A 24,994-nucleotide genomic window follows, 5' to 3' on the forward strand; every position below is an offset into this window, starting at 1 on the left:
TCAAAAATAATCGGTTGGTAGATGCAGATTTACTTCGACTTTGCGCTGATGATCGCGTCGGCAACGTTCTTCGGAGCTTCAGCGTAGTGCTTGAACTCCATCGTGTACGTTGCACGACCTTGCGTCAGCGAGCGCAGCGACGTCGAGTAGCCGAACATTTCCGACAGCGGCACTTCCGCGCGGACGATCTTGCCGCCGCCGACCATGTCTTCCATGCCCTGGACGATGCCGCGACGGCCCGACAGGTCGCCCATCACGTTGCCCATGTAGTCTTCCGGCGTTTCGACTTCGACCGCCATCATCGGCTCGAGCACCACCGGGTTCGCGCGGCGCATCGCTTCCTTGAACGCCATCGAGCCGGCCATGCGGAACGCGTTTTCGTTCGAGTCGACGTCGTGGTACGAACCGAACGTCAGGTGGACCTTCACGTCGACGACCGGGAAGCCCGCGAGCACGCCCGACTTCAGCGTGTCCTGGATACCCTTGTCGACGGCCGGGATGTATTCGCGCGGAATCACGCCACCCTTGATCTCGTCGAAGAATTCGTAGCCCTTGCCCTGCTCGTTCGGCTCGAGCGTGATGACCGCGTGACCGTACTGGCCGCGACCGCCCGACTGCTTGACGAACTTGCCGTCGACGTCCTTCGCCGTCGAGCGGATCGTTTCGCGGTACGCGACCTGCGGCTTGCCGACCGTCGCCTCGACGCCGAATTCACGCTTCATCCGGTCGACCAGAATTTCGAGGTGGAGCTCGCCCATGCCCGAAATGATCGTCTGGCCCGATTCCTCGTCGGTCTGCACGCGGAACGACGGATCTTCCTGCGCGAGACGGTTCAGCGCGAGGCCCATCTTTTCCTGGTCGGCCTTCGTCTTCGGCTCGACGGCCTGCGAGATCACCGGCTCCGGGAACACCATGCGCTCGAGCACGATCGGATGCGCCGGATCGCACAGCGTGTCGCCCGTGGTCGCTTCCTTCAGGCCGACCGCGGCGGCGATGTCGCCTGCACGGACTTCCTTGATTTCCTCACGCTGGTTCGCGTGCATCTGCAGAATACGGCCGAGGCGCTCCTTCTTGCCCTTGGTCGAGTTCAGCAGCGTGTCACCCGAATTCACGACGCCCGAATACACGCGGAAGAAGATCAGCTGGCCGACGAACGGGTCGGTCATGATCTTGAACGCGAGCGACGAGAACTTCTCTTCGTCGGAAGCCTGGCGCTCGGCCGCTTCGCCGCTTTCGAGCTCGCCCTTGACCGGCGGGATGTCGACCGGCGACGGCAGGAAGTCGATCACGGCGTCGAGCATGCGCTGCACGCCCTTGTTCTTGAACGCGGTACCGCACAGCATCGGCTGGATTTCGCACGCGATCGTACGGTCGCGCAGCGCCTTGACGATGTCGGCTTCCGGCAGATCGCCTTCTTCCAGGTACTTGTTCATCAGGTCTTCGCTGGCTTCGGCAGCCGCTTCGACCATCTTTTCACGCCATTCCTGGCAGGTGTCGGCGAGCTCGGCCGGGATGTCGACGTAGTCGAACTTCGTGCCTTGCGACGCTTCGTCCCAAATGATCGCCTTCATCTTCAGCAGGTCGACCACGCCCTTGAAGTTCTCTTCCGCGCCGATCGGCACCACGACCGGAACCGGGTTTGCCTTCAGGCGCAGCTTGAGCTGATCATAGACCTTGAAGAAGTTCGCGCCGGTACGGTCCATCTTGTTGACGAACGCGAGACGCGGCACCTTGTACTTGTTCGCCTGACGCCACACCGTTTCCGACTGCGGCTGCACGCCGCCCACCGCGCAGTACACCATGCACGCGCCGTCGAGCACGCGCATCGAGCGTTCCACTTCGATCGTGAAGTCGACGTGGCCCGGGGTGTCGATGATGTTGATGCGGTGTTCCGGGTAGTTGTTGCCCATGCCCTTCCAGAACGCCGTGGTAGCAGCGGACGTGATCGTGATGCCACGCTCCTGTTCCTGCTCCATCCAGTCCATCGTCGCTGCGCCGTCGTGAACTTCACCGATCTTGTGGTTCACGCCGGTGTAAAACAGAATGCGCTCGGTCGTCGTCGTCTTGCCGGCGTCGATGTGAGCGCTAATACCGATGTTGCGGTAGCGCTCGATAGGAGTCTTACGAGCCACTTTGATCCTCTATTGGTTGGCACGATGCGACCCTTGTCGCAGCGCGCCTCAACACAAACGGGCGAGGCGCTCGAAAAGCGCACCCGCCCGGAATTTTTCCGCTAAAGCCCAGCCTGGCGCTTAGAAACGGAAGTGCGAGAACGCACGGTTGGCTTCCGCCATCCGGTGAACTTCGTCGCGCTTCTTCATCGCGCCGCCGCGGCCTTCGGCCGCTTCGGAGAGTTCACCTGCAAGGCGCAGAGCCATCGACTTCTCGCTACGCTTCTTCGCAGCCTCGCGCAACCAGCGCATCGCCAATGCCATACGACGCGACGGGCGCACTTCGACCGGAACCTGATAGTTCGCACCACCAACGCGACGGCTCTTCACTTCGACCACCGGCTTCACGTTGTTGAGCGCGACCGTGAACACTTCCAGCGGGTCCTTGCCACCCTTGGTCTGGATTTGTTCGAATGCGCCATAAACGATGCGCTCAGCCACCGACTTCTTGCCGGACAGCATCAGCATGTTCATGAACTTGGCTACATCCACGTTGCCGTACTTCGGATCCGGCAACACTTCCCGCTTGGGGACTTCGCGACGACGCGGCATGATTCTTCCTTTACCTGTTCAGTTGGAGCTCGAAAGCCCCGCGGCCACCAACTAACCCGATCACATCTGCTCGACTAACCAGCTTGGCCGGGTGACCACTTACTCGACAGCACCGGCAATCCGGCACCACCGCCTTAACCGCCCGGAGGCGATCTCCATTCAGAGGCAGCTTACTTCGCAGCCTTCGCACGCTTCGCGCCGTACTTCGAGCGAGCCTGCTTACGGTCCTTGACGCCCTGCGTATCCAGCGAGCCGCGAACCATGTGATAACGCACACCCGGCAAGTCCTTCACACGGCCGCCGCGGATCAGCACAACCGAGTGCTCCTGCAGGTTGTGGCCTTCACCGCCGATGTACGAAATCACTTCGAAGCCGTTCGTCAGACGAACCTTGGCAACCTTACGGAGTGCCGAGTTCGGCTTCTTCGGCGTCGTCGTGTACACACGGGTGCACACGCCGCGACGCTGGGGGCAGTCCTGCAAGGCCGGGCTCTTGCTCTTCGTCGTTTCCGACGCGCGGCCTTTGCGAACCAGTTGATTGATGGTTGGCATTGTTTATTCCTGAAATTGACCAAAATCGACACGTCGAACTCGGGCAAAGCGAAATCCGACATGCGTGACGCTCCGGAACGCGCGCGACACCCAGGCTTGCGCCCAGGAATCAACCCACCGAGAACCGGAACCCGGCATGATATTCCGAAAATCCCAAGTGAGTCAACAGCTTGCGTGATTTTTGGTGCCGGAATGCGAAGGCGAGCAGCCCGCTCAGGCCGCCTCGACGACCTCGAGAATCTCGTCGCCGAAGCGGTCCAGCTTGCGCGCGCCGATTCCGGGGATATGGCGCAAGTCGTCGATCGATTCCGGCGCGTTGCGGGCGATCTCCGCGAGCGTCGCGTCATGGAAGATCACGTACGCGGGCACGCCGTCGCTCTTCGCCGTTTCCGCGCGCCATGCGCGCAAGCGCTCCCAGCACGCGCGCTCGCGCGCGCTCATGCCGGCCGTCGGATCGACGCGCGCGCCGCTGCGGCCGGACGATTGCCGGGTGCGCGCCGGCTTCACGTAGCGGCGCAGCGTGACCTTCTCCTCGCCCTTGAGCACCGGCTTGCTCGCTTCCGTCAGCACGAGTGCGCCGAAGCCGCCGTGATCGACGGCGAGATAACCGAACGCGACGAGCTGCCGGAAGATCGCCCGCCATTCGGCTTCGGACAGTTCGGCGCCGATGCCGAACGTGCTGAGACTCTCGTGACCGCGCTGCAGCACCTTTTCGGTACGCCCGCCACGCAGCACTTCGATCAGGTGGCTCGCGCCGAAATTGAAGCCGCTCGCGCGCTGCGCGCGGAACACGCACGACAGCGCCATCTGCGCCTCACGCGTCGCGTCCCATGTCGCCGGCGGCTCGAGGCAGGTGTCGCAATTGCCGCACGGGCCGCTCGTCTCGCCGAAGTACGCAAGGAGGCGCACCCGGCGGCACGATGCCGTCTCGCACAGCCCGAGCAGCGCGTCGAGCTTCGACGTCTGAACGCGCTTGTGCGTGTCGTCGGCATCCGATTCGTCAATCATCTTGCGCTGCTGAACGACATCGCCGAGCCCATACGCCATCCACGCATTCGCCGGCATGCCGTCGCGGCCCGCGCGCCCGGTCTCCTGGTAGTAGCCTTCGACGCTTTTCGGCAAATCCAGGTGCGCGACGAAGCGCACATCCGGCTTGTCGATGCCCATGCCGAACGCGATCGTCGCGCACATCACGATCCCCTCCTCGCGCTGGAACATCTCCTGGTGCTTCTGCCGGATTTCGAACTCCATTCCCGCGTGATACGGCAGCGCACGCACCCCCTGCGCCTTCAACCACTCGGCCGTCTCCTCGACCTTGCGGCGCGACAGACAATAGACGACGCCCGCATCGGTCGTGCCGTCCGCGTTCGTGTGCTCCGCGCGAATGAAATCGAGCAATTGCGAGCGCGCGTTGTCCTTTTCGACGATCCGATAGCGGATGTTCGGCCGGTCGAAGCTCGACACGAAGATGCGCGCGTCGTCGAGCGCGAGCCGCTGAACGATCTCGTCGCGCGTGATCGCGTCGGCGGTCGCGGTCAGCGCGATTCGCGGCACGTCCGGAAAGCGCTCGTGCAGCACCGACAACTGAATGTACTCGGGCCGGAAATCGTGACCCCACTGCGACACGCAGTGCGCCTCGTCTATCGCGAAAAGGCCGATGCGCGCGCGCTCGAGCAGATCGAGAAAACGCGGCGTCATCAATCGCTCGGGCGCGACGTAGAGCAGATCGATGTCGCCGTCGCGCAGCGCGCGTTCGGTCGCGGCCGCCTCGGCGCCCGACAGCGTCGAGTTCAGATACGCCGCGCGCACGCCGACTTCGGACAGCGCGGCGACCTGATCCTGCATCAGCGCGATGAGCGGCGACACGACGATGCCCGCGCCGCGGCCCGACTCGCTGCGCACGAGCGCCGGGATCTGGTAGCAGAGCGACTTGCCGCCGCCCGTGGGCATCAGCACGAGGCAGTCGCCGCCCGCCGCAACGTGCTCGACGATCTCGCCCTGTTGACCTCGGAAGGCGGGATAGCCGAAGACTTCGTTGAGAATTTCGAGCGCGCGGGACATGGGTCTGGAGATGGATGGACTGCGAAAGGAGCCGGTGGGCGGGATTTTACCAACGTCGCCGCCGCGAAAGGTGGACGAAGGTCGCACGTTGCCCGTTCAGCCGGCTCGCGGCCGCGCCGCGCGGCACGCGCATAAAAAAAGCCGCCCGGTCGAAACCGGGCGGCTTCCTCGGCGGGCAGGCAAAGCGGCTCGCGCCGCTTCGCTTACTCCGCCGGGTGCTGCGGCTCTTCGGCGGGCGTGCTCGGCGTGCCGAACTCGAACGCTTCTTCCGCTGCGATCTGGTCGAAACGCTCGCGATCGGATTGCTCCTTCGCCTTGCGCGCCTTGTGGAACGCGAGACCCGTACCGGCCGGGATCAGACGGCCGACGATCACGTTTTCCTTCAGGCCACGCAGATCGTCGCGCTTGCCCATGATCGCAGCCTCGGTCAGCACGCGGGTCGTTTCCTGGAACGATGCCGCGGAGATGAACGAATCGGTCGACAGCGACGCCTTCGTGATACCCAGCAGGATGTTCTCGTACGTCGCCGGGCGCTTGCCTTCCGCGATCATGCGGTCGTTCTCGTCCAGCATGTCCGAGCGCTCGACCTGCTCGCCCGGAATGAAGCGCGTATCGCCGTTGTCGACGATCTGCACGCGGCGCAGCATCTGACGCACGATCACTTCGATGTGCTTGTCGTTGATCTTCACGCCCTGCAGACGGTACACGTCCTGCACTTCGTCGACGATGTAGCGCGACAGCGCCTCGATACCCTGCAGACGCAGGATGTCGTGCGGATCGGCCGGGCCGTCCACGATCATTTCGCCCTTGTTGACGACCTGAGCATCGTGGACCAGCACCTGCTTTTCCTTCGCGATCAGGAACTCGTGCTGGTTGCCCTCGAGATCCGTGATGACGAGACGCTGCTTGCCCTTCGTGTCCTTGCCGAACGACGTCGTGCCGGTGACTTCCGCGAGAATGCCCGCATCCTTCGGCGAACGCGCTTCGAACAGCTCGGCCACGCGCGGCAGACCGCCGGTAATGTCACGCGTCTTCTGCGCTTCGGTCGGGATACGTGCGAGCACTTCACCCACCTGCACCTGCTGACCGTCCTTCACGGTGATCAGCGCGCCGACCTGGAAGCCGATCTGCACCGCGTGCTCCGTGCCGGGGATCTTCACTTCCTCGCCGTTCGCGTCGAGCAGCTTCACCTGCGGCCGCACGCTCTTCGACGCCTGCGAACCGCGACGCTTCACGTCGATCACGACGAGGGTCGAAAGGCCCGTCACGTCATCGATCTGCTTGGCGACCGTCACGCCTTCCTCGACGTTCTCGAACTTCACCGTACCGCCGTACTCGGTGATGATCGGACGCGTCAGCGGATCCCACGTAGCCAACTGCGTACCCGCCTTGATCTGCGCACCGTCGAGCTGCAGCAGCGTCGCGCCGTACGGCACCTTGTGGCGTTCGCGCTCACGGCCGATATCGTCCGTGATCATCGCCTCGCCCGAGCGCGAGATGACGATCTGCTCGCCCTTCGCGTTCGTGACGTAACGCATCGTCGCCGTGAAGCGCACCGTACCGTTGCTCTTCGCTTCGACCGACGACGCCACTGCCGCGCGCGATGCCGCGCCACCGATGTGGAACGTACGCATCGTGAGCTGCGTGCCCGGTTCGCCGATCGACTGCGCCGCGATCACGCCGACCGCTTCGCCGACGTTCACGAGCGAGCCGCGGCCGAGATCGCGGCCGTAGCACGACGCGCACAAGCCATAGCGCGTTTCGCAGGTGAGCGCCGTGCGCACGCGCACTTCGTCGATGCCGAGGCGTTCGATGTCTTCCACCGCGGTTTCGTCGAGCAGCGTGCCTGCTTCGTACAGGGTTTCCTGCGTTTCCGGATTGACGACGTCCGACGCCGCGACGCGGCCGAGAATACGGTCGCGCAGCGCTTCGACGACTTCACCGCCTTCCACGAGCGCCTTCATCGCGACGCCGTTGGACGTGCCGCAATCGTCTTCCACGACGACGAGATCCTGCGTCACGTCGACGAGACGGCGCGTCAGATAACCCGAGTTCGCAGTCTTCAGTGCCGTATCAGCCAGACCCTTACGTGCACCGTGGGTCGAGATGAAGTACTGCAGCACGTTCAGGCCTTCGCGGAAGTTCGCGGTAATCGGCGTCTCGATAATCGAGCCGTCCGGCTTCGCCATCAGGCCGCGCATGCCGGCCAGCTGACGAATCTGCACCGCCGAACCCCGGGCGCCCGAGTCGGCCATCATGTAGATCGAGTTGAACGATTCCTGGCGCGTCTCGTTGCCGTCGCGATCGACCACCGGCTCCGTCGACAACTGCTCCATCATCGCCTTGCCGACCGCTTCCGACGTCGCCGACCAGATGTCGACCACGTTGTTGTAGCGTTCCTGCGCGGTGACGAGACCCGACATGTACTGGCGGTCGTACTCCTTCACCTTCTTCGCGGCGTCGCCGACGATCTGTTCCTTCTGCGTCGGCACAAGCATGTCGTCGACGCAGATCGAGATGCCGGCGCGCGTCGCGAGACGGAAGCCCGACTGCATCAGCTGGTCGGCGAACACGACGGTCGCGCGCAGGCCGCACTTGCGGAACGCGGTGTTGATCAGGCGCGAGATTTCCTTCTTCTTCAGCGGCTTGTTCAGCACCGAGAACGGCAGGCCCGGCGGCAGGATTTCCGACAGGATCGCGCGGCCGACGGTCGTCGCGTACAGCGAGATCTTCGGCACGAACTGCGGCGCGCCTTCGGACGTATCCTCGTTGCGGACCATTTCGGTGATCCGCACGTTCACGCGCGACGCGAGCTCGACTTCCTTGTTCTCGTACGCGCGGATCACTTCCGACACGCCGGTGAACGAAAGACCTTCGCCCTTGCCGTTGATCGCCTCGCGGGTCGCGTAGTACAGACCCAGCACGATATCCTGCGACGGCACGATCGACGGATCGCCGTTCGCCGGGAACAGCACGTTGTTCGACGCGAGCATCAGCGTGCGCGCTTCCATCTGCGCTTCGAGCGACAGCGGCACGTGAACGGCCATCTGGTCACCGTCGAAGTCGGCGTTGAACGCCGCGCAGACGAGCGGGTGCAGCTGGATCGCCTTGCCTTCGATCAGCACGGGCTCGAACGCCTGGATGCCGAGACGGTGCAGCGTCGGCGCACGGTTGAGCATCACCGGGTGCTCGCGGATCACCTCTTCGAGGATGTCCCACACCACCGGCGTCTGGTTCTCGACTTCCTTCTTCGCCGCCTTGATGGTCGTCGCGACGCCCATCACTTCCAGCTTGTTGAAGATGAACGGCTTGAACAGCTCGAGCGCCATCAGCTTCGGCAGGCCACACTGGTGCAGCTTCAGCGTCGGGCCGACCACGATGACCGAACGGCCCGAGTAGTCGACGCGCTTGCCGAGCAGGTTCTGACGGAAGCGGCCGCCCTTACCCTTGATCATGTCGGCGAGCGACTTCAGCGGACGCTTGTTCGCCCCCGTCATCGCCTTGCCGCGGCGGCCGTTGTCGAGCAGCGAGTCGACGGCTTCCTGCAGCATCCGCTTTTCGTTGCGCACGATGATCTCCGGCGCCTTCAGCTCGAGCAGACGCTTCAACCGGTTGTTACGGTTGATCACGCGGCGGTACAGGTCGTTCAGATCCGACGTCGCGAAACGGCCGCCGTCGAGCGGCACGAGCGGACGCAGTTCCGGCGGCAGCACCGGCAGCACTTCGAGGATCATCCAGTCGGGCTTGATGCCCGAGCGCTGGAACGCCTCGAGCACCTTCAGGCGCTTCGCGTACTTCTTGATCTTCGCTTCCGAGCCGGTGTTCTTGAGCTCGGTGCGCAGCGTCTCGACCTGCTCGTCGATGTTGATCGAGCGCAGCAGCTCGCGCACGCCTTCCGCGCCCATCTCGGCGCGGAATTCGTCGCCGTATTCCTCGACCTTGTTGTAGTAATCCTCTTCGGTCATGATCTGACGCGCCTTCAGCGGCGTCATGCCCGGATCGATCACCACGTACGCTTCGAAGTACAGCACGCGCTCGATGTCGCGCAGCGTCATGTCGAGCACCATGCCCAGACGCGACGGCAGCGACTTCAGGAACCAGATGTGCGCGACCGGCGACGCGAGCTCGATGTGGCCCATCCGCTCACGACGCACCTTCGCGAGCGTCACTTCGACGCCGCACTTCTCGCAGATCACGCCGCGGTGCTTCAGGCGCTTGTACTTGCCGCACAAGCACTCGTAGTCCTTGATCGGGCCGAAGATCTTCGCGCAGAACAGACCGTCGCGCTCGGGCTTGAACGTGCGGTAGTTGATCGTCTCCGGCTTCTTCACTTCGCCGAACGACCACGAGCGGATCTTGTCCGGCGAGGCCAGACCGATCTTGATCGCGTCAAAAATTTCTTCTTGTTGGACTTGCTTGAATAGATCGAGCAAAGCTTTCATCGCTTCTCTCCAGTAGTCCTTTTAGTTCCGGTCCAGGTCGATGTCGATACCGAGCGACCGGATTTCCTTCACCAACACGTTGAACGACTCGGGCATGCCGGCATCGATGACATGGTCGCCCTTGACCAGGTTCTCATAAACCTTGGTCCGGCCGGTCACGTCGTCCGACTTCACCGTCAGCATTTCCTGCAGCACGTACGAAGCGCCATACGCTTCGAGCGCCCACACTTCCATTTCACCGAAACGCTGGCCGCCGAACTGCGCCTTGCCGCCGAGCGGTTGCTGCGTGACGAGCGAGTACGGGCCCGTCGAACGCGCGTGCATCTTGTCGTCGACCAAGTGGTGCAGCTTCAGGTAGTGCATGTAGCCGACCGTCACGCGGCGCTCGAACGGCTCGCCCGTGCGGCCGTCGTACAGGCGCACCTGATTCTTCGACGGGTTCATGTCGAGCTGTTCGGCGATGTCGTCCGGGAACGCGAGGTCGAGCATCTTCGACATTTCTTCTTCGGTCGCGCCGTCGAACACCGGCGTCGCGAACGGCACGCCTTCGCGCAGGTTCTTCGCGAGTTCGAGGATCTCGTCGTCGCTGAAGCTCTCGAGGTCTTCCGCACGGCCCGACTCGTTGTAGATCTTGGTCAGGAACACACGCAGTTCCTCGATCTTCGTCTGACGCGCGAGCATCTCGCCGATACGCCAGCCGAGGCCCTTCGCCGCCCAGCCGAGGTGCACTTCCAGAACCTGACCCACGTTCATCCGCGACGGCACGCCGAGCGGGTTCAGCACGACGTCGGCCGGACGGCCGTCCGCCATGTACGGCATGTCTTCGACCGGGACGATCTTCGACACGACGCCCTTGTTACCGTGACGGCCCGCCATCTTGTCGCCAGGCTGCAGACGGCGCTTCACCGCGAGGTACACCTTGACCATCTTCAGCACGCCCGGCGGCAGTTCGTCGCCTTGCGTGAGCTTCTTGCGCTTCTCTTCGAACGCGAGGTCAAACTGGTGACGCTTCTCTTCGATCGAGTTCTTGATCGCTTCGAGTTGCGCGGCTGCCTCGTCGTCCGCGAGGCGGATGTCGAACCAGTGGTAGTGGTCGAGGTCTTCCAGGTATGCCTGGTCGATCTTCGTGCCCTTCGCGAGCTTCTTCGGTCCGCCGTTCGCGACCTTGCCCACGAGCATGCGTGCGAGACGCTGGAACGCGTCGCCTTCCACGATGCGCAGCTGGTCGTTCAAGTCGAGGCGGTAGCGCTTCAGTTCGTCGTCGATGATCTGTTGCGCACGCTTGTCGCGCTGGATGCCTTCACGCGTGAACACCTGGACGTCGATCACCGTGCCGCTCATGCCCGACGGCACGCGCAGCGACGTGTCCTTCACGTCCGACGCCTTCTCGCCGAAGATCGCGCGCAGCAGCTTCTCTTCCGGCGTCAGCTGGGTTTCGCCCTTCGGCGTCACCTTGCCGACCAGCACGTCGCCCGCTTCGACTTCCGCACCGATGTACACGATGCCCGATTCGTCGAGACGGCCAAGCTGGACTTCCGCGAGGTTCGAGATATCGCGCGTGATTTCTTCCGGCCCGAGCTTCGTGTCGCGTGCGACGACGTTCAACTCTTCGATGTGGATCGACGTGTAGCGATCGTCCGCGACGACGCGCTCCGAGATCAGGATCGAATCCTCGAAGTTGTAGCCGTTCCACGGCATGAACGCGATCAGCATGTTCTGGCCGAGCGCGAGCTCGCCCAGGTCCGTCGACGCGCCGTCGGCCAGCACGTCGCCGCGCGCGACCTTGTCGCCCATCTTCACGATCGGACGCTGATTGATGTTCGTGTTCTGGTTCGAACGCGTGTACTTGATCAGGTTATAGATGTCGACGCCGACTTCGCCCGCGACCGCTTCGTCATCGTTCACGCGAATGACGATACGGCCCGCGTCGACGTAATCGACGACGCCGCCGCGCAACGCCTGCACCGTCGTGCCCGAGTCGACCGCCACGGTACGCTCGATGCCGGTACCGACGACGGGCTTCTCCGGACGCAGACACGGCACGGCCTGACGCTGCATGTTCGAGCCCATCAGCGCACGGTTCGCATCGTCGTGCTCGAGGAACGGAATCAGCGAGGCTGCAACCGACACGATCTGCGACGGCGCGACGTCCATGTACTGGATGCGGTCCGGCGTGACCATCATCGTTTCGCCGGCTTCACGCGACGACACGAGTTCGTCGACGAGCGAGCCATCGTTGCTGATCGCCGCGTTTGCCTGCGCGATCATGTAGCGGCCTTCCTCGATCGCCGACAGATAGTCGATCTGGTCGGTCACCTTGCTGTCGACGACCTTGCGGTACGGCGTCTCGAGGAAGCCGTATTCGTTCAGGTGCGCATACAGCGCGAGCGAGTTGATGAGACCGATGTTCGGACCTTCCGGCGTTTCGATCGGGCACACGCGGCCGTAGTGGGTCGGGTGCACGTCGCGGACTTCGAAGCCCGCGCGCTCGCGCGTCAGACCGCCCGGGCCCAGTGCGGAAACGCGGCGCTTGTGCGTGATTTCCGACAGCGGGTTGGTCTGGTCCATGAACTGCGACAGCTGCGACGAGCCGAAGAACTCGCGAATCGCCGACGAAATCGGCTTCGAGTTGATCAGGTCGTGCGGCATCAGGTTTTCGCTCTCGGCCTGGCCGAGGCGCTCCTTCACCGCGCGTTCGACGCGCACGAGGCCCGCGCGGAACTGGTTTTCCGCCAGTTCGCCGACGCAGCGCACGCGCCGGTTGCCGAGGTGGTCGATGTCGTCGACTTCGCCCTTGCCGTTGCGCAGCTCGACGAGAATCTTGATCGTCGCGAGGATGTCGTCGTCCTGCAGCGTCATCGGGCCGGTGATTTCGTCACGGCCGACGCGGCGGTTGAACTTCATGCGGCCGACCTTCGACAGGTCGTACGCGTCTTCGCTGTAGAACAGGCGATTGAACAGCGCCTCGACGGCTTCTTCCGTCGGCGGCTCGCCCGGACGCATCATCCGGTAGATCGCGATGCGCGCGGCCGTCTTGTCGACGGTTTCGTCGACACGCAGCGTCGACGAGATGTACGGACCCTGGTCCAGATCGTTCGTGTAGAGCGTCTGGATTTCCTTGATCTTCGCTTCGCGCAGCTTGTCGAGCACGCCTTCCGTGATCTCGTCGTTGGCGTTCGCGATCACTTCGCCCGTATCGCCGTCGACGACGTTCTTCGCAAGCACGCGGCCGAGCAGATAGTCTTCGGGCACCGAGATGTACTTGGTCTTCGCGGCTTCGAGATCGCGAATGTGCTTCGCGTTGATCCGCTTGTCCTTCTGGACGATGACCTTGCCTTCACGATCGGTGATGTCGAAGCGTGCGACTTCGCCGCGCAGGCGCTCGGGCACGAACTCCATCTGCGCGCCTTCGTCCATCAGCGTGAAGTTGTCGAAGACGAAGAAGTTCGCGAGGATCTGCTCCGGCGTGAGGCCGATCGCCTTCAGCAGGATCGTGACCGGCATCTTGCGACGGCGGTCGACGCGGAAGTACAGCACGTCCTTCGGATCGAATTCGAAGTCTAGCCACGAGCCGCGGTACGGAATGATCCGCGCGGAGAACAGCAGCTTGCCCGAGCTGTGCGTCTTGCCCTTGTCGTGCTCGAAGAACACGCCCGGCGAGCGGTGCAGCTGCGAAACGATCACGCGCTCGGTACCGTTGATGACGAACGAACCGGTCGGCGTCATGAGCGGAATTTCGCCCATGTACACTTCCTGTTCCTTTACTTCCTTGACGACGGGTTTGCTCGGCGACTCCTTGTCGAGGAGCACGAGGCGCACCTTCGCGCGCAGCGCCGAGCAATAGGTCAGGCCGCGCTGCTGGCATTCCTTGATGTTGAATGCCGGCGACGACAACGCATAGCTCACGAACTCGAGACGAGCGAAGCCGTTGTGCGAGACGATGGGAAACACCGACGTGAAGGCGGCCTGCAACCCTTCGGACTTGCGTTGCGCGGGCAGCACATCGGCTTGCAGAAATGTGCTGAATGATTCAAGCTGGGTGGCCAGCAGGAAAGGCACTTGGTGAACGATGGAACGCTTCGCGAAACTCTTGCGAATGCGCTTCTTCTCGGTGAAGGAATATTGCATACGATCTCCGAATCACGACGGGCGCTATCGAGGCGGGATACCTGGACGTGTCAAACCCGAGTGTTCACCGACTGAGACCCGATGGCCGTCCGACGGCACGAGCCGAGAAGCTTGGTGGTTGGCCGCTACCAACCGCTGGCTGACGGCAGCGGATGCCTGTGTTGCCCGCTGCCCGACCAAACTTGCCTTCTGCAGTCGCTTCAGAAGACAAAGAAAATCGCCGATCGTCGGTGGATGGGCGGTTTTCTTTGGCTTCTGCGGGTGCTCGTCGACCTCCATCAAAGGGTGTCAAAACACTGCCCCCACAAAGCACAAAAAGGCCGGCGGTGGAAAACCGCCAGCCTTCGCACAGCGCGTCGGAACTTACTTGACTTCGACCTTCGCGCCCGCGTCTTCCAGCTTCTTCTTCGCTTCGTCAGCGGCAGCCTTGTCGACGCCTTCCTTGACGGGCTTCGGTGCGCCGTCAACCAGATCCTTCGCTTCCTTCAGGCCCAGGCCCGTGAGTTCGCGAACGGCCTTGATGACTGCAACCTTGTTGCTGCCGGCTTCAGCCAGAACGACCGTGAACTCGGTCTTCTCTTCAGCAGCAGCAGCGGCGCCGCCAGCTGCCGGGCCCGCGACTGCAACAGCAGCCGCCGACACGCCAAACTTCTCTTCGAACGCCTTGACCAGCTCGTTCAGTTCCAGAACGGTCATCCCTTCGACTGCTGCCAGGATGTCTTCTTTTGCGATTGCCATTTGAAATACTCCTAAATTGAATTCGGATACAGCCAGCGATCAGTGACGCTGATGAGCGTTCGCTTAAGCAGCTTCGGCTTGCTTCTTCTCGGCGAGCGCAGCCAGTGCGCGCGCGAAGCCCGAAACAGGCGCCTGCATGACGAACAGCAGCTTCGAGAGCAGTTCTTCGCGGCTCGGGATGCTGGCGAGCGCTTGCACGCCAGCCTTGTCCATCACCTTGCCATCGTACGAACCGGCCTTGATGACCAACTTGTCATTGCTCTTGCTGAAGTCGTTGACGACCTTCGCAGCAGCAATTGCATCTTCCGAGATGCCGTAGATCAGGGGGCCAGTCATCTGCTCTGCCAGCGGAGCAAACGGCGTACCTTCGACGGCGCGGCGCGCCAGCGTGTTCTTCAGAACGCGCAGGTAAACCTTTTGCTCGCGCGCTTTCGCGCGCAGCGTGGTCAGATCGCCAACCGCAATTCCACGATACTCAGCGAGCACAACGGTCTGGGCCTTCGCGACTTGCGCGGCGACCTCAGCGACGACGGCTTGCTTGTCTTCTCTATTAAGCGGCACGGTTAGCCTCCAGAAACGATGCGCTTCGCTTGACGCGTCACGCACCTCGTTCAACAACGGCGTCCGACTCGTTAGGAGTATTTCCGCTGAAGACCGCCGATTGCCGGTCGATCTCCCGCTTCACCACTGCAAAACTTTTTCGGGTTCGCCATCTGCGTTGGCTTGCATTAAGGGATCGCCCGACTGCTGCCATCCCACCAACGGTCTTTGATAACCGGTTGTTCGACGATGCTTCTTCGAACAACCGCCCAAAGCCCTTTTAGGCCGCTTCTCACCGAAACGGCCCGAATACTTCGCTTACTGCGCAGCCAGCGAGCCCTGGTCGACGCGAACGCCGACGCCCATCGTGCTCGACAGCGCGATCTTGCGCAGGTACACGCCCTTGCTCGTCGCCGGCTTCGCCTTCTGCAGCGCTTCGATCAGCGCGGACAGGTTCGTGCGCAGCGCGGTCGGTTCGAACGATGCGCGGCCGATCGTCGCGTGGATGATACCGGCCTTGTCGACGCGGAACTGCACCTGACCCGCCTTCGCGTTCTTCACCGCGGTCGCGACGTCCGGCGTGACCGTGCCGACCTTCGGGTTCGGCATCAGGCCGCGCGGGCCGAGGATCTGACCCAGCGTACCGACGATACGCATCGTGTCCGGCGAAGCGATCACGATGTCGAAGTCCATTTGGCCGGCCTTGATCTGCTCGGCGAGGTCTTCCATGCCGACCACTTCGGCACCTGCGGCGCGTGCTTGCTCAGCCTTCTCGCCTTGCGCGAACACGGCGACACGAACCGACTTGCCGGTACCGGCCGGCAGCACGACCGAGCCACGAACGACCTGGTCCGACTTCTTCGCATCGATGCCGAGCTGAACCGCGACATCGATCGACTCGTCGAACTTCGCGCTCGCGCATTCCTTCACGAGGGCGAGTGCGTCATCGATCGGATACAACTTCTGACGATCGACCTTAGCGGCAAATGCCTGACGGCGCTTCGAGATCTTGGCCATTTACACGCCCTCCACAGTGATGCCCATCGAGCGTGCGCTACCAGCGATGGTGCGAACGGCCGCGTCGAGATCAGCTGCCGTGAGATCCGGCATCTTGGTCTTCGCGATTTCTTCCGCTTGTGCGCGGGTGATCTTGCCGACCTTGTCGGTATGGGGCTTGCTCGAGCCCTTGTCGACCTTCGCTGCCTTCTTGATCAGAACCGTCGCGGGCGGCGTCTTCATCACGAACGTGAAGCTCTTGTCCGCGTAAGCCGTGATGACGACCGGCACCGGCAGGCCCGGCTCCATGCCTTGAGTCTGCGCGTTGAACGCCTTGCAGAACTCCATGATGTTCAGGCCGCGCTGGCCCAGTGCCGGACCGACGGGCGGCGACGGGTTGGCTTTACCTGCAGGAATCTGCAGCTTGATAAAGCCGACAATCTTCTTTGCCATTTGAAAACCTCGTTGGAACGCGTGAAAGCGTTCGATGAGTGATAACGCGGGTTCGTCCTGCGACTACTTGCGCTCCTCAACGGCCATTAACGCGGGCCGTAAGCGCGAAGGTGGGCAGCTCTCGGAGCTGCCCACCTGATTTCTTAAACCTTTTCGACCTGACCGAATTCCAATTCGACCGGCGTCGCGCGACCGAAAATGGTGACCGACACGCGAACCCTTGATTTTTCGTAGTTCACTTCCTCGACCGTGCCGTTGAAGTCCGTGAACGGACCTTCCTTCACGCGCACCATCTCGCCGACTTCGAACAGGGTCTTCGGGCGCGGCTTCTCCACGCCTTCCTGCATCTGCGACATGATTTTCTCGACTTCCCGCGGGGAAATCGGGCTCGGGCGATTGCGCGCCCCGCCGACGAAACCGGTGACCTTCGCGGTATTTTTCACGAGATGCCATGTCTCGTCCGTCATTTCCATTTCGACCAGCACGTAGCCGGGAAAGAAACGACGCTCGGTCACAGCCTTGTGGCCGCCCTTTACTTCGACCACTTCCTCGGTCGGAACCAGGATCTGACCGAACTTGTCCTGCATACCGGCGCGCTCGATGCGCTCTTGAAGCGCACGTTGCACGCTCTTCTCCATGCCGGAGTAGGCGTGCACGACGTACCAACGTTTTCCGCTCGGGGATGCCGGAGTATCGCTCATATCATTTCCAACCCAGAATCACCGAGAAAATCGCCCATTCGATGGATTTATCACTTATCCAGAGAAGGAGCGCCATGACCAGCACAAAACCGAAGACGACAAGCGTGGTTTGCGTGGCTTCCTTGCGCGTGGGCCAAACGACTTTGCGCACTTCACGATACGAATCCTTCGCAAAAGCGATGAAGCTCTTGCCAGGAAGCGACATCAGCGCAACGCCCACACCTGCGATCACCCCCACTGCCAAAGCAGCGCCGCGGACATACCATTCCTTGCCGCCAAGCAAGAAGAAGCCCGCGAATCCGGCCAAGACCAACAATACACCCAGGGCCAGCATCAGCTTATCGCCAGAGGTATTAACAGTTTCGACGGAAGGATTCGCCATAACACTCTAAAACAAACGCCACGTAGAAGAACGTGGCTTATGTGGCAGGGGCAGAGGGAATCGAACCCCCAACCTTCGGTTTTGGAGACCGACGCTCTGCCAGTTGAGCTATACCCCTAGACCATGTTGGGATCGGCAAACGCCGACCCCCAAACTGTCGATCAACGAGTAACTGGCTTACTCGATGATCTTGGCGACGACGCCGGCGCCGACGGTACGGCCGCCTTCGCGGATCGCGAAGCGCAGACCTTCTTCCATCGCGATCGGCGCGATCAGCTTCACCGTGATCGACACGTTGTCGCCCGGCATCACCATTTCCTTGTCCTTCGGCAGCTCGATCGAGCCCGTCACGTCCGTCGTACGGAAGTAGAACTGCGGACGGTAGTTGTTGAAGAACGGCGTGTGGCGGCCGCCTTCGTCCTTGCTCAGCACGTACACTTCAGCCGTGAAGTGCGTATGCGGCGTGATCGAACCCGGCTTCGCCAGAACCTGGCCGCGCTCCACGTCTTCACGCTTCGTGCCGCGCAGCAGGATACCGACGTTGTCGCCCGCCTGGCCCTGGTCCAGCAGCTTGCGGAACATTTCCACGCCCGTGCAGGTCGTCTTCGCCGTCGCCTTGATACCGACGATTTCGATTTCTTCGCCGACCTTGATCACGCCGCGCTCGACACGACCCGTCACCACCGTACCGCGGCCCGAGATCGAGAACACGTCTTCCACCGGCATCAGGAACGCACCGTCCACCGCGCGCTCCGGCGTCGGGATGTACGTGTCCAGCGCGTCGGCCAGATTCATGATCGCCACTTCGCCCAGCTCGCCCTTGTCGCCTTCCAGCGCCAGCTTCGCCGAACCCTTGATGATCGGCGTGTCGTCGCCCGGGAAGTCGTACTTCGACAGCAGTTCGCGCACTTCCATTTCGACCAGCTCGAGCAGCTCGGCGTCGTCGACCATGTCGCACTTGTTCAGGAACACGATGATGTACGGCACGCCGACCTGACGCGCCAGCAGGATGTGCTCACGCGTTTGCGGCATCGGGCCGTCCGCGGCCGAGCACACCAGGATCGCGCCGTCCATCTGCGCGGCGCCCGTGATCATGTTCTTCACGTAGTCGGCGTGGCCCGGGCAATCAACGTGCGCGTAGTGGCGGTTCGCCGTCTCGTACTCGATGTGCGCGGTGTTGATCGTGATGCCGCGCGCCTTTTCTTCCGGCGCCGCGTCGATTTCGTCGTACTTCTTCGCTTCGCCGCCGAACTTCGCCGACAGAACCGTCGCGATCGCCGCCGTCAGCGTCGTCTTGCCGTGGTCAACGTGACCAATCGTACCTACGTTCACGTGCGGCTTGGTCCGCTCAAACTTTTCCTTGGCCATTTTCAACTCCCGAAAGGAATTTCACATGTTGCGCCGCGCGCAAACAGACACCGACTACCTGCTGGTGCCCATGGGCAGGATCGAACTGCCGACCTCTCCCTTACCAAGGGAGTGCTCTACCACTGAGCCACATGGGCGCTTTATGCTTCAACTGGAGCGGGTGAAGGGAATCGAACCCTCGTCGTAAGCTTGGAAGGCTTCTGCTCTACCATTGAGCTACACCCGCAAGGGCCACCAACGATTCCCTGTACCGCTCTGTGCTTATGTTTTGGTGGAGGAGGTTGGATTCGAACCAACGTAGGCGTAAGCCAACAGATTTACAGTCTGCCCCCTTTAGCCACTCGGGCACCCCTCCGCAGAGAACTGACGATTATGAGGGTACATCGAGTTCGTGTCAAGCGCTTCGTTGAAATTATTTTGAGTCATCTTCGAGTGCGCTGACGTCGTCCGACCTGCGCCGCCGTTTCAGTTGTCATCGCATCCCCAACGGGACCAAGCCTGCGCACTACTGAATCGAACGGGACGTCTGGTACCGCCCTTCGCCGCTTCCGGCTTTCCGGTAGAAACGCCTCGGAAAACAGGAGACTTGAATCATACGGGGTTGGAGCAGCGCCGCCAAGCGTCGGATGACAAACGTGACCACAAAACGCGCACGCAGTCGCCGGGTAAATTCGCCCCGTTTTGATCGATCTGCGTTTGCCTTTGCTGCGCGTTGGCCACGTCCGGACACGACTCAACCGCTGACCTGCCCCCGTTACTATCTTCCCGCCCCGATAATTGGGGCTTTGGCCAGCCAGGCTCGGCATGATTCTCGCCTCCAGTCCCAGTCATGATCCGGGGGGGTAGCCATTCGGTCTTGAAGCTGCGGAACAGCCTCTCCATCGGGGAGTTGTCCCAACAATTTCCTCGACGGCTCATGCTCTGCTGTATCCGATAGCGCCAGAGGCGCTGACGGAATTTCCGGCTTGCATATTGGCCGCCTTGATCCGAGTGAAACAGCAAGCCTTCTCGCCTAAATGTAAGCGAGTCGCCGGTACCGTCTCGACGGTGTGAATGAATGTTGCCAGAGTAGGCCCCACCACGGCGAGTAGCGGGGACCACAGTGTCAACAGAAGCACCGAAGAGAACTTCACGCAAAGGCATTCCTAATCACCCCGTCGAATTTCGACGGAAACTCGCCAAGCTGGCCTGCGAACCGGGCGTATCCGTAGCGCGGCTGGCGATGGAACACGGGGTGAACACGAACTTGTTATTCAAATGGCGTCGCGCGTTGCGTGCCGGCGAATACGATTCTGTGGGATTTTTGCCGGTCACATTGGAAGCGCCAGCGCCACAGATCGAGCGACCGACTGCGACCGTGGCGCCGACGCCGGTGATCGGCGCTGCCGCGATGGGCGCCATAGAGATCAACGTCGGTAACACTCGTGTGCGGATCGAGGGCTCGCCCAACGAGGGCACGTTGCGGCTGGTGCTGCGCATGTTGCGCAACACACCGGAATCGGCAGCATGATCGGGCTGCCCAGCCGCACAAAGGTCTGGCTGGCCGCGGGTGTGACTGATATGCGTTCAGGCTTCAACAGCTTGGCCGCGAAGGTCCAGACCGTATTGGAACGCGATCCCTTCAGCGGTCACGTGTTCGTGTTCCGAGGCAAGCGCGGCGATCTGGTCAAAGTGCTGTGGTGGAGCGGCGACGGCATGTGTCTTCTGATGAAACGCCTGGAACGGGGCCGATTCGTTTGGCCACGCGCCGACGGTGGCGTTGTCTGCCTGAGCCAAGCCCAACTGTCGATGCTGCTCGAAGGTACCAGGCTATCTACGAGACCGGACGCGTGAGGGAAGCTGCCTGCTGGGCGCATGCCCGACGCCAGTTCTATGAGCTACACGCTGCGCGCCCGAACGCATTGAATACCGAAGCGCTCGAGCGTATCGGTGCGTTGTACAAGATCGAAGACGCGATACGCGGCAAACCGCCCGACGAGCGTCGTGCGTATCGAGAAGCACATGCCCGACCGCTTCTCAGTCAGCTTCACGCCTGGCTCACCGCCACGCTGGAGACACTCTCAAAGAAATCCGATACGAGTCGGGCGATTCTCTATGCGCTGAACCGATGGGAAGCGCTCACACGCTATTGCGACGACGGCCAACTCGAGATCGATAACCTGCCGGTCGAGCGAGCGTTGCGTGGAGTGGCCATCGGGAGGCGGAATTACCTGTTCGCCGGTGCCGACTCCGGCGGCGAGCGCGCTGCCGCGATCTATAGCCTCATCGGAACGGCGAAGCTCAACGGCATCGATCCCGAGGCGTATCTGCGCTTCGTCCTTGCCCGCATTGCTGATCACGCAATCAATCGTGTCGATCAGCTCATGCCGTGGTCCCCGCTACTCGCTGTGGTGGGGTCTACTCTGGCAACATTCATTCACACCGTCGAGACGGTACCGGCGACTCGCTTACGGGGCGGTATGGAGGTGGCGTCGGCAGAGGGATGAGAGGGGTGTGGTGGGTGGGGATAAAAAGCAAAACCCCCGCCTGGTTGGGCGGGGGTTTTGGCAAGGGGAGCCTGACGATTACCTACTTTCACACGGGCAATCCGCACTATCATCGGCGTAGAGTCGTTTCACGGTCCTGTTCGGGATGGGAAGGGGTGGGACCGACTCGCTATGGTCATCAGGCAAAGAGGGATGTTCTGCTGGGCAGGCCAACAGAACCAATCTGGGAAGAAGCAGTAATATTGGGTTGTGTGTATCGCACACGAGAATCAACAAGATCTGGCAAGGCAGACTTGTTATAGGATCAAGCCTTACGGGCAATTAGTATCGGTTAGCTGAACGCATTACTGCGCTTACACACCCGACCTATCAACGTCCTGGTCTCGAACGACCCTTCAAGGGGATCAAGTCCCCGGGGAAGTCTCATCTTAAGGCGAGTTTCCCGCTTAGATGCTTTCAGCGGTTATCTCTTCCGAACATAGCTACCCGGCGATGCGACTGGCGTCACAACCGGTACACCAGAGGTTCGTCCACTCCGGTCCTCTCGTACTAGGAGCAGCCCCCTTCAAACTTCCAACGCCCACGGCAGATAGGGACCAAACTGTCTCACGACGTTTTAAACCCAGCTCACGTACCTCTTTAAATGGCGAACAGCCATACCCTTGGGACCGGCTACAGCCCCAGGATGAGATGAGCCGACATCGAGGTGCCAAACACCGCCGTCGATATGAACTCTTGGGCGGTATCAGCCTGTTATCCCCAGAGTACCTTTTATCCGTTGAGCGATGGCCCTTCCATACAGAACCACCGGATCACTATGACCTGCTTTCGCACCTGCTCGACTTGTCGGTCTCGCAGTTAAGCACGCTTATGCCATTGCACTATCAGCACGATTTCCGACCGTACCTAGCGTACCTTCGTACTCCTCCGTTACGCTTTGGGAGGAGACCGCCCCAGTCAAACTGCCTACCATGCACTGTCCCCGACCCGGATCACGGGCCAAGGTTAGAACCTCAAACAAACCAGGGTGGTATTTCAAGGACGGCTCCACCGAAACTAGCGTTCCGGTTTCATAGCCTCCCACCTATCCTACACAGATCGGTTCAAAGTCCAATGCAAAGCTACAGTAAAGGTTCATGGGGTCTTTCCGTCTAGCCGCGGGTAGATTGCATCATCACAAACACTTCAACTTCGCTGAGTCTCGGGAGGAGACAGTGTGGCCATCGTTACGCCATTCGTGCAGGTCGGAACTTACCCGACAAGGAATTTCGCTACCTTAGGACCGTTATAGTTACGGCCGCCGTTTACCGGGACTTCAATCAAGAGCTTGCACCCCATCATTTAATCTTCCGGCACCGGGCAGGCGTCACACCCTATACGTCCACTTTCGTGTTTGCAGAGTGCTGTGTTTTTATTAAACAGTCGCAGCCACCAGTTTATTGCAACCCCTTCACCCTCCTGGCGCAGGCCAGTCAAGCTACCAGGGCGTACCTTATCCCGAAGTTACGGTACCAATTTGCCGAGTTCCTTCTCCCGAGTTCTCTCAAGCGCCTTAGAATACTCATCTCGCCCACCTGTGTCGGTTTGCGGTACGGTCATCGTTAGACTGAAGCTTAGAGGCTTTTCTTGGAACCACTTCCAATTGCTTCGCTCCCGAAGGAGCTCGCGCCACACCCTTGAATCCTGCGCCCGGATTTGCCTAAGCGCCTTCTCCAATGCAGCGACCGGGACTTCCAACACCCGGACAACCTTCCGCGATCCGTCCCCCCATCGCATCTAACAATGGTGCAGGAATATTGACCTGCTTCCCATCAGCTACGCATTTCTGCCTCGCCTTAGGGGCCGACTCACCCTACGCCGATGAACGTTGCGTAGGAAACCTTGGGCTTACGGCGAGGGGGCCTTTCACCCCCTTTATCGCTACTCATGTCAGCATTCGCACTTCCGATACCTCCAGCACCCTTTACAAGGCACCTTCGCAGGCTTACGGAACGCTCTCCTACCATGCGTGCAAGCACGCATCCGCAGCTTCGGTATATGGCTTAGCCCCGTTACATCTTCCGCGCAGGACGACTCGATCAGTGAGCTATTACGCTTTCTTTAAAGGGTGGCTGCTTCTAAGCCAACCTCCTGACTGTTTTAGCCTTCCCACTTCGTTTCCCACTTAGCCATATTTGGGGACCTTAGCTGGCGGTCTGGGTTGTTTCCCTCTTGACACCGGACGTTAGCACCCGATGTCTGTCTCCCGTGATTGCACTCTTCGGTATTCGGAGTTTGCTATGGCGGGGTAATCTGCAATAGACCCCCCAACCATGACAGTGCTCTACCCCCGAAGGTGAGACACGAGGCACTACCTAAATAGTTTTCGGAGAGAACCAGCTATTTCCAGGTTTGTTTAGCCTTTCACCCCTATCCACAGCTCATCCCCTAACTTTTCAACGTTAGTGGGTTCGGACCTCCAGTACGTGTTACCGCACCTTCATCCTGGCCATGGATAGATCACCTGGTTTCGGGTCTACGCCCAGCAACTGAACGCCCTATTCGGACTCGCTTTCGCTACGCCTGCCCTATTCGGTTAAGCTTGCTACTGAACGTAAGTCGCTGACCCATTATACAAAAGGTACGCCGTCACCCCTTTCGAGGCTCCGACTGTTTGTATGCATGCGGTTTCAGGATCTATTTCACTCCCCTCCCGGGGTTCTTTTCGCCTTTCCCTCACGGTACTGGTTCACTATCGGTCGATCACGAGTATTTAGCCTTGGAGGATGGTCCCCCCATCTTCAGACAGGATTTCACGTGTCCCGCCCTACTTGTCGTACACCTAGTTCTTTCATACTGTTTTCGCCTACAGGGCTATCACCTGCTATGGCCGCACTTTCCAGAGCGTTCGGCTAACAATACAAATAAAGAGTACAGGCTCTTCCCATTTCGCTCGCCACTACTTTGGGAATCTCGGTTGATTTCTTTTCCTGCGGTTACTTAGATGTTTCAGTTCACCGCGTTCGCCTCACATAGACCTATGTATTCAGCTATGGATACTCCATTCGGAGTGGGTTTCCCCATTCGGACATCTACGGATCAAAGCTCGTTTGCCAGCTCCCCGTAGCTTTTCGCAGGCTACCGCGTCCTTCATCGCCTGTGATCGCCAAGGCATCCACCACATGCACTTGTTCGCTTGACCCTATAACGAGTCTGTCTCTCGATCATCGTTAGCGCTTGAGCGCTTACGATGATCCGATACACAGTACGCTACAGGTTGAGTTCTCGCGTTGTGCCGTATTCCAAAATCGAGCCGAACATGAAGTTCGAATCATCTTGAGATACATCGATACAATCACAACCCGGATAGTTTCCACGTCCATCTCATTAGACGCTTCCGCTATCCAAATTACTTACTTCTTCCAGATTGTTAAAGAACGACAGCC

The 24,994-nt window shown here is 60.9% G+C and carries 15 protein-coding genes, 4 tRNA genes, 2 rRNA genes and 2 pseudogenes; 3 read left to right on the plus strand and 20 right to left on the minus strand.

The annotated features are described in order from the left end of the window. Positions 1-29: 29 nt before the first annotated feature. The 18 genes and pseudogenes from fusA to BTH_RS32490 form a co-directional block, all read right to left on the minus strand. Positions 30-2,132 carry an elongation factor G gene (fusA, locus tag BTH_RS27840; protein WP_004198357.1) on the minus strand — a complete coding sequence of 701 codons (2,103 nt, stop codon included), beginning with the start codon at positions 2,130-2,132 and terminating at the stop codon, positions 30-32. A 120-nt stretch (positions 2,133-2,252) separates the two neighbouring features. Beyond that, a complete protein-coding gene (gene rpsG, locus BTH_RS27845; protein WP_004198359.1) occupies positions 2,253-2,723 on the minus strand; it encodes a 30S ribosomal protein S7 in 471 nt (156 codons plus the stop codon). Between the two features lie 170 nt (positions 2,724-2,893). Beyond that, on the minus strand, positions 2,894-3,274 hold the full coding sequence (gene rpsL / locus BTH_RS27850; RefSeq protein ID WP_004521903.1) for a 30S ribosomal protein S12: 381 nt from the start codon (positions 3,272-3,274) through the stop codon (positions 2,894-2,896). Between the two features lie 213 nt (positions 3,275-3,487). Then, positions 3,488-5,335 (minus strand): DNA helicase RecQ, encoded by a 1,848-nt coding sequence (gene recQ, locus BTH_RS27855; RefSeq protein ID WP_009888294.1) that lies wholly within the window; start codon positions 5,333-5,335, stop codon positions 3,488-3,490. 203 nt (positions 5,336-5,538) lie between these two features. Next, positions 5,539-9,777: a DNA-directed RNA polymerase subunit beta' gene (gene rpoC / locus BTH_RS27860; protein WP_009888293.1), complete on the minus strand. Its 4,239-nt coding sequence runs from the start codon at positions 9,775-9,777 to the stop codon at positions 5,539-5,541. Positions 9,778-9,798: 21 nt separating this feature from the next. Continuing rightward, positions 9,799-13,905, minus strand: coding sequence for a DNA-directed RNA polymerase subunit beta (rpoB, locus tag BTH_RS27865; RefSeq protein ID WP_009906448.1), 4,107 nt, complete (start codon positions 13,903-13,905; stop codon positions 9,799-9,801). A 363-nt stretch (positions 13,906-14,268) separates the two neighbouring features. Next, a complete protein-coding gene (gene rplL, locus BTH_RS27870; RefSeq protein WP_009888286.1) occupies positions 14,269-14,643 on the minus strand; it encodes a 50S ribosomal protein L7/L12 in 375 nt (124 codons plus the stop codon). A gap of 63 nt (positions 14,644-14,706) precedes the next feature. Then, positions 14,707-15,204 (minus strand): 50S ribosomal protein L10, encoded by a 498-nt coding sequence (rplJ, locus tag BTH_RS27875; protein WP_011402569.1) that lies wholly within the window; start codon positions 15,202-15,204, stop codon positions 14,707-14,709. Between the two features lie 297 nt (positions 15,205-15,501). Continuing rightward, the gene (gene rplA / locus BTH_RS27880; protein WP_004185135.1) at positions 15,502-16,200 is read right to left on the minus strand and encodes a 50S ribosomal protein L1; all 699 of its coding nucleotides are present in this window, start codon (positions 16,198-16,200) and stop codon (positions 15,502-15,504) included. Beyond that, positions 16,201-16,632 (minus strand): 50S ribosomal protein L11, encoded by a 432-nt coding sequence (rplK, locus tag BTH_RS27885; protein ID WP_004198368.1) that lies wholly within the window; start codon positions 16,630-16,632, stop codon positions 16,201-16,203. Positions 16,633-16,775: 143 nt separating this feature from the next. After that, complete coding sequence (gene nusG, locus BTH_RS27890) at positions 16,776-17,333, minus strand: transcription termination/antitermination protein NusG (protein ID WP_004525645.1); 558 nt, start codon at positions 17,331-17,333, stop codon at positions 16,776-16,778. 1 nt (position 17,334) lies between these two features. Then, positions 17,335-17,715 (minus strand): preprotein translocase subunit SecE, encoded by a 381-nt coding sequence (gene secE, locus BTH_RS27895; protein WP_011402570.1) that lies wholly within the window; start codon positions 17,713-17,715, stop codon positions 17,335-17,337. Between the two features lie 42 nt (positions 17,716-17,757). Next, a tRNA-Trp gene (locus BTH_RS27900) sits at positions 17,758-17,833 on the minus strand. A 59-nt stretch (positions 17,834-17,892) separates the two neighbouring features. Next, positions 17,893-19,083, minus strand: coding sequence for an elongation factor Tu (gene tuf, locus BTH_RS27905; protein WP_004198356.1), 1,191 nt, complete (start codon positions 19,081-19,083; stop codon positions 17,893-17,895). Positions 19,084-19,145: 62 nt separating this feature from the next. Further along, positions 19,146-19,220 (minus strand) — tRNA-Thr (locus BTH_RS27910). Positions 19,221-19,235: 15 nt separating this feature from the next. Then, positions 19,236-19,309, minus strand: a tRNA-Gly gene (locus BTH_RS27915). A gap of 43 nt (positions 19,310-19,352) precedes the next feature. After that, positions 19,353-19,438, minus strand: a tRNA-Tyr gene (locus BTH_RS27920). 485 nt (positions 19,439-19,923) lie between these two features. Next, a pseudogene (locus BTH_RS32490) lies at positions 19,924-20,088 on the minus strand (DDE-type integrase/transposase/recombinase); the annotation flags it as partial. Positions 20,089-20,185: 97 nt separating this feature from the next. Here BTH_RS32490 and tnpA point away from each other — a divergent pair. The 3 genes and pseudogenes from tnpA to tnpC all read left to right on the plus strand — a co-directional run. Then, a complete protein-coding gene (tnpA, locus tag BTH_RS27925; RefSeq protein ID WP_009888727.1) occupies positions 20,186-20,593 on the plus strand; it encodes an IS66-like element accessory protein TnpA in 408 nt (135 codons plus the stop codon). Beyond that, the gene (gene tnpB, locus BTH_RS27930; protein ID WP_009892112.1) at positions 20,590-20,916 is read left to right on the plus strand and encodes an IS66 family insertion sequence element accessory protein TnpB; all 327 of its coding nucleotides are present in this window, start codon (positions 20,590-20,592) and stop codon (positions 20,914-20,916) included. Before tnpA ends, tnpB begins: the two co-directional genes overlap by 4 nt. Continuing rightward, positions 20,898-21,569 (plus strand): annotated as a pseudogene (tnpC, locus tag BTH_RS27935) (IS66 family transposase); the annotation flags it as partial. The gene tnpB and the pseudogene tnpC, both read left to right, overlap by 19 nt. Positions 21,570-21,638: 69 nt before the next feature. On the opposite strand, the gene rrf reads toward tnpC, so the two are convergent. Both rrf and BTH_RS27945 read right to left on the minus strand, forming a co-directional pair. Beyond that, positions 21,639-21,752: ribosomal RNA gene (gene rrf, locus BTH_RS27940) — 5S ribosomal RNA — on the minus strand. A 117-nt stretch (positions 21,753-21,869) separates the two neighbouring features. Next, a 23S ribosomal RNA gene (locus BTH_RS27945) occupies positions 21,870-24,750 on the minus strand. Between the last annotated feature and the right edge of the window lie 244 nt (positions 24,751-24,994).

This window comes from Burkholderia thailandensis E264, from assembly GCF_000012365.1.
GTDB classification, from domain to species: Bacteria; Pseudomonadota; Gammaproteobacteria; order Burkholderiales; family Burkholderiaceae; genus Burkholderia; species Burkholderia thailandensis.

What these genes read in the sequence shown, in the direction of transcription:
- rpsG (WP_004198359.1), bottom strand. Translation starts at nt 2,723, where the DNA reads ATGCCGCGTCGTCGCGAAGTCCCCAAGCGGGAAGTGTTGCCGGATCCG.
- rpsL (WP_004521903.1), bottom strand. Translation starts at nt 3,274, where the DNA reads ATGCCAACCATCAATCAACTGGTTCGCAAAGGCCGCGCGTCGGAAACG.
- recQ (WP_009888294.1), bottom strand. Translation starts at nt 5,335, where the DNA reads ATGTCCCGCGCGCTCGAAATTCTCAACGAAGTCTTCGGCTATCCCGCC.
- rpoC (WP_009888293.1), bottom strand. Translation starts at nt 9,777, where the DNA reads ATGAAAGCTTTGCTCGATCTATTCAAGCAAGTCCAACAAGAAGAAATT.
- rpoB (WP_009906448.1), bottom strand. Translation starts at nt 13,905, where the DNA reads ATGCAATATTCCTTCACCGAGAAGAAGCGCATTCGCAAGAGTTTCGCG.
- rplL (WP_009888286.1), bottom strand. Translation starts at nt 14,643, where the DNA reads ATGGCAATCGCAAAAGAAGACATCCTGGCAGCAGTCGAAGGGATGACC.
- rplA (WP_004185135.1), bottom strand. Translation starts at nt 16,200, where the DNA reads ATGGCCAAGATCTCGAAGCGCCGTCAGGCATTTGCCGCTAAGGTCGAT.
- rplK (WP_004198368.1), bottom strand. Translation starts at nt 16,632, where the DNA reads ATGGCAAAGAAGATTGTCGGCTTTATCAAGCTGCAGATTCCTGCAGGT.
- nusG (WP_004525645.1), bottom strand. Translation starts at nt 17,333, where the DNA reads ATGAGCGATACTCCGGCATCCCCGAGCGGAAAACGTTGGTACGTCGTG.
- secE (WP_011402570.1), bottom strand. Translation starts at nt 17,715, where the DNA reads ATGGCGAATCCTTCCGTCGAAACTGTTAATACCTCTGGCGATAAGCTG.
- tuf (WP_004198356.1), bottom strand. Translation starts at nt 19,083, where the DNA reads ATGGCCAAGGAAAAGTTTGAGCGGACCAAGCCGCACGTGAACGTAGGT.
- tnpB (WP_009892112.1), top strand. Translation starts at nt 20,590, where the DNA reads ATGATCGGGCTGCCCAGCCGCACAAAGGTCTGGCTGGCCGCGGGTGTG.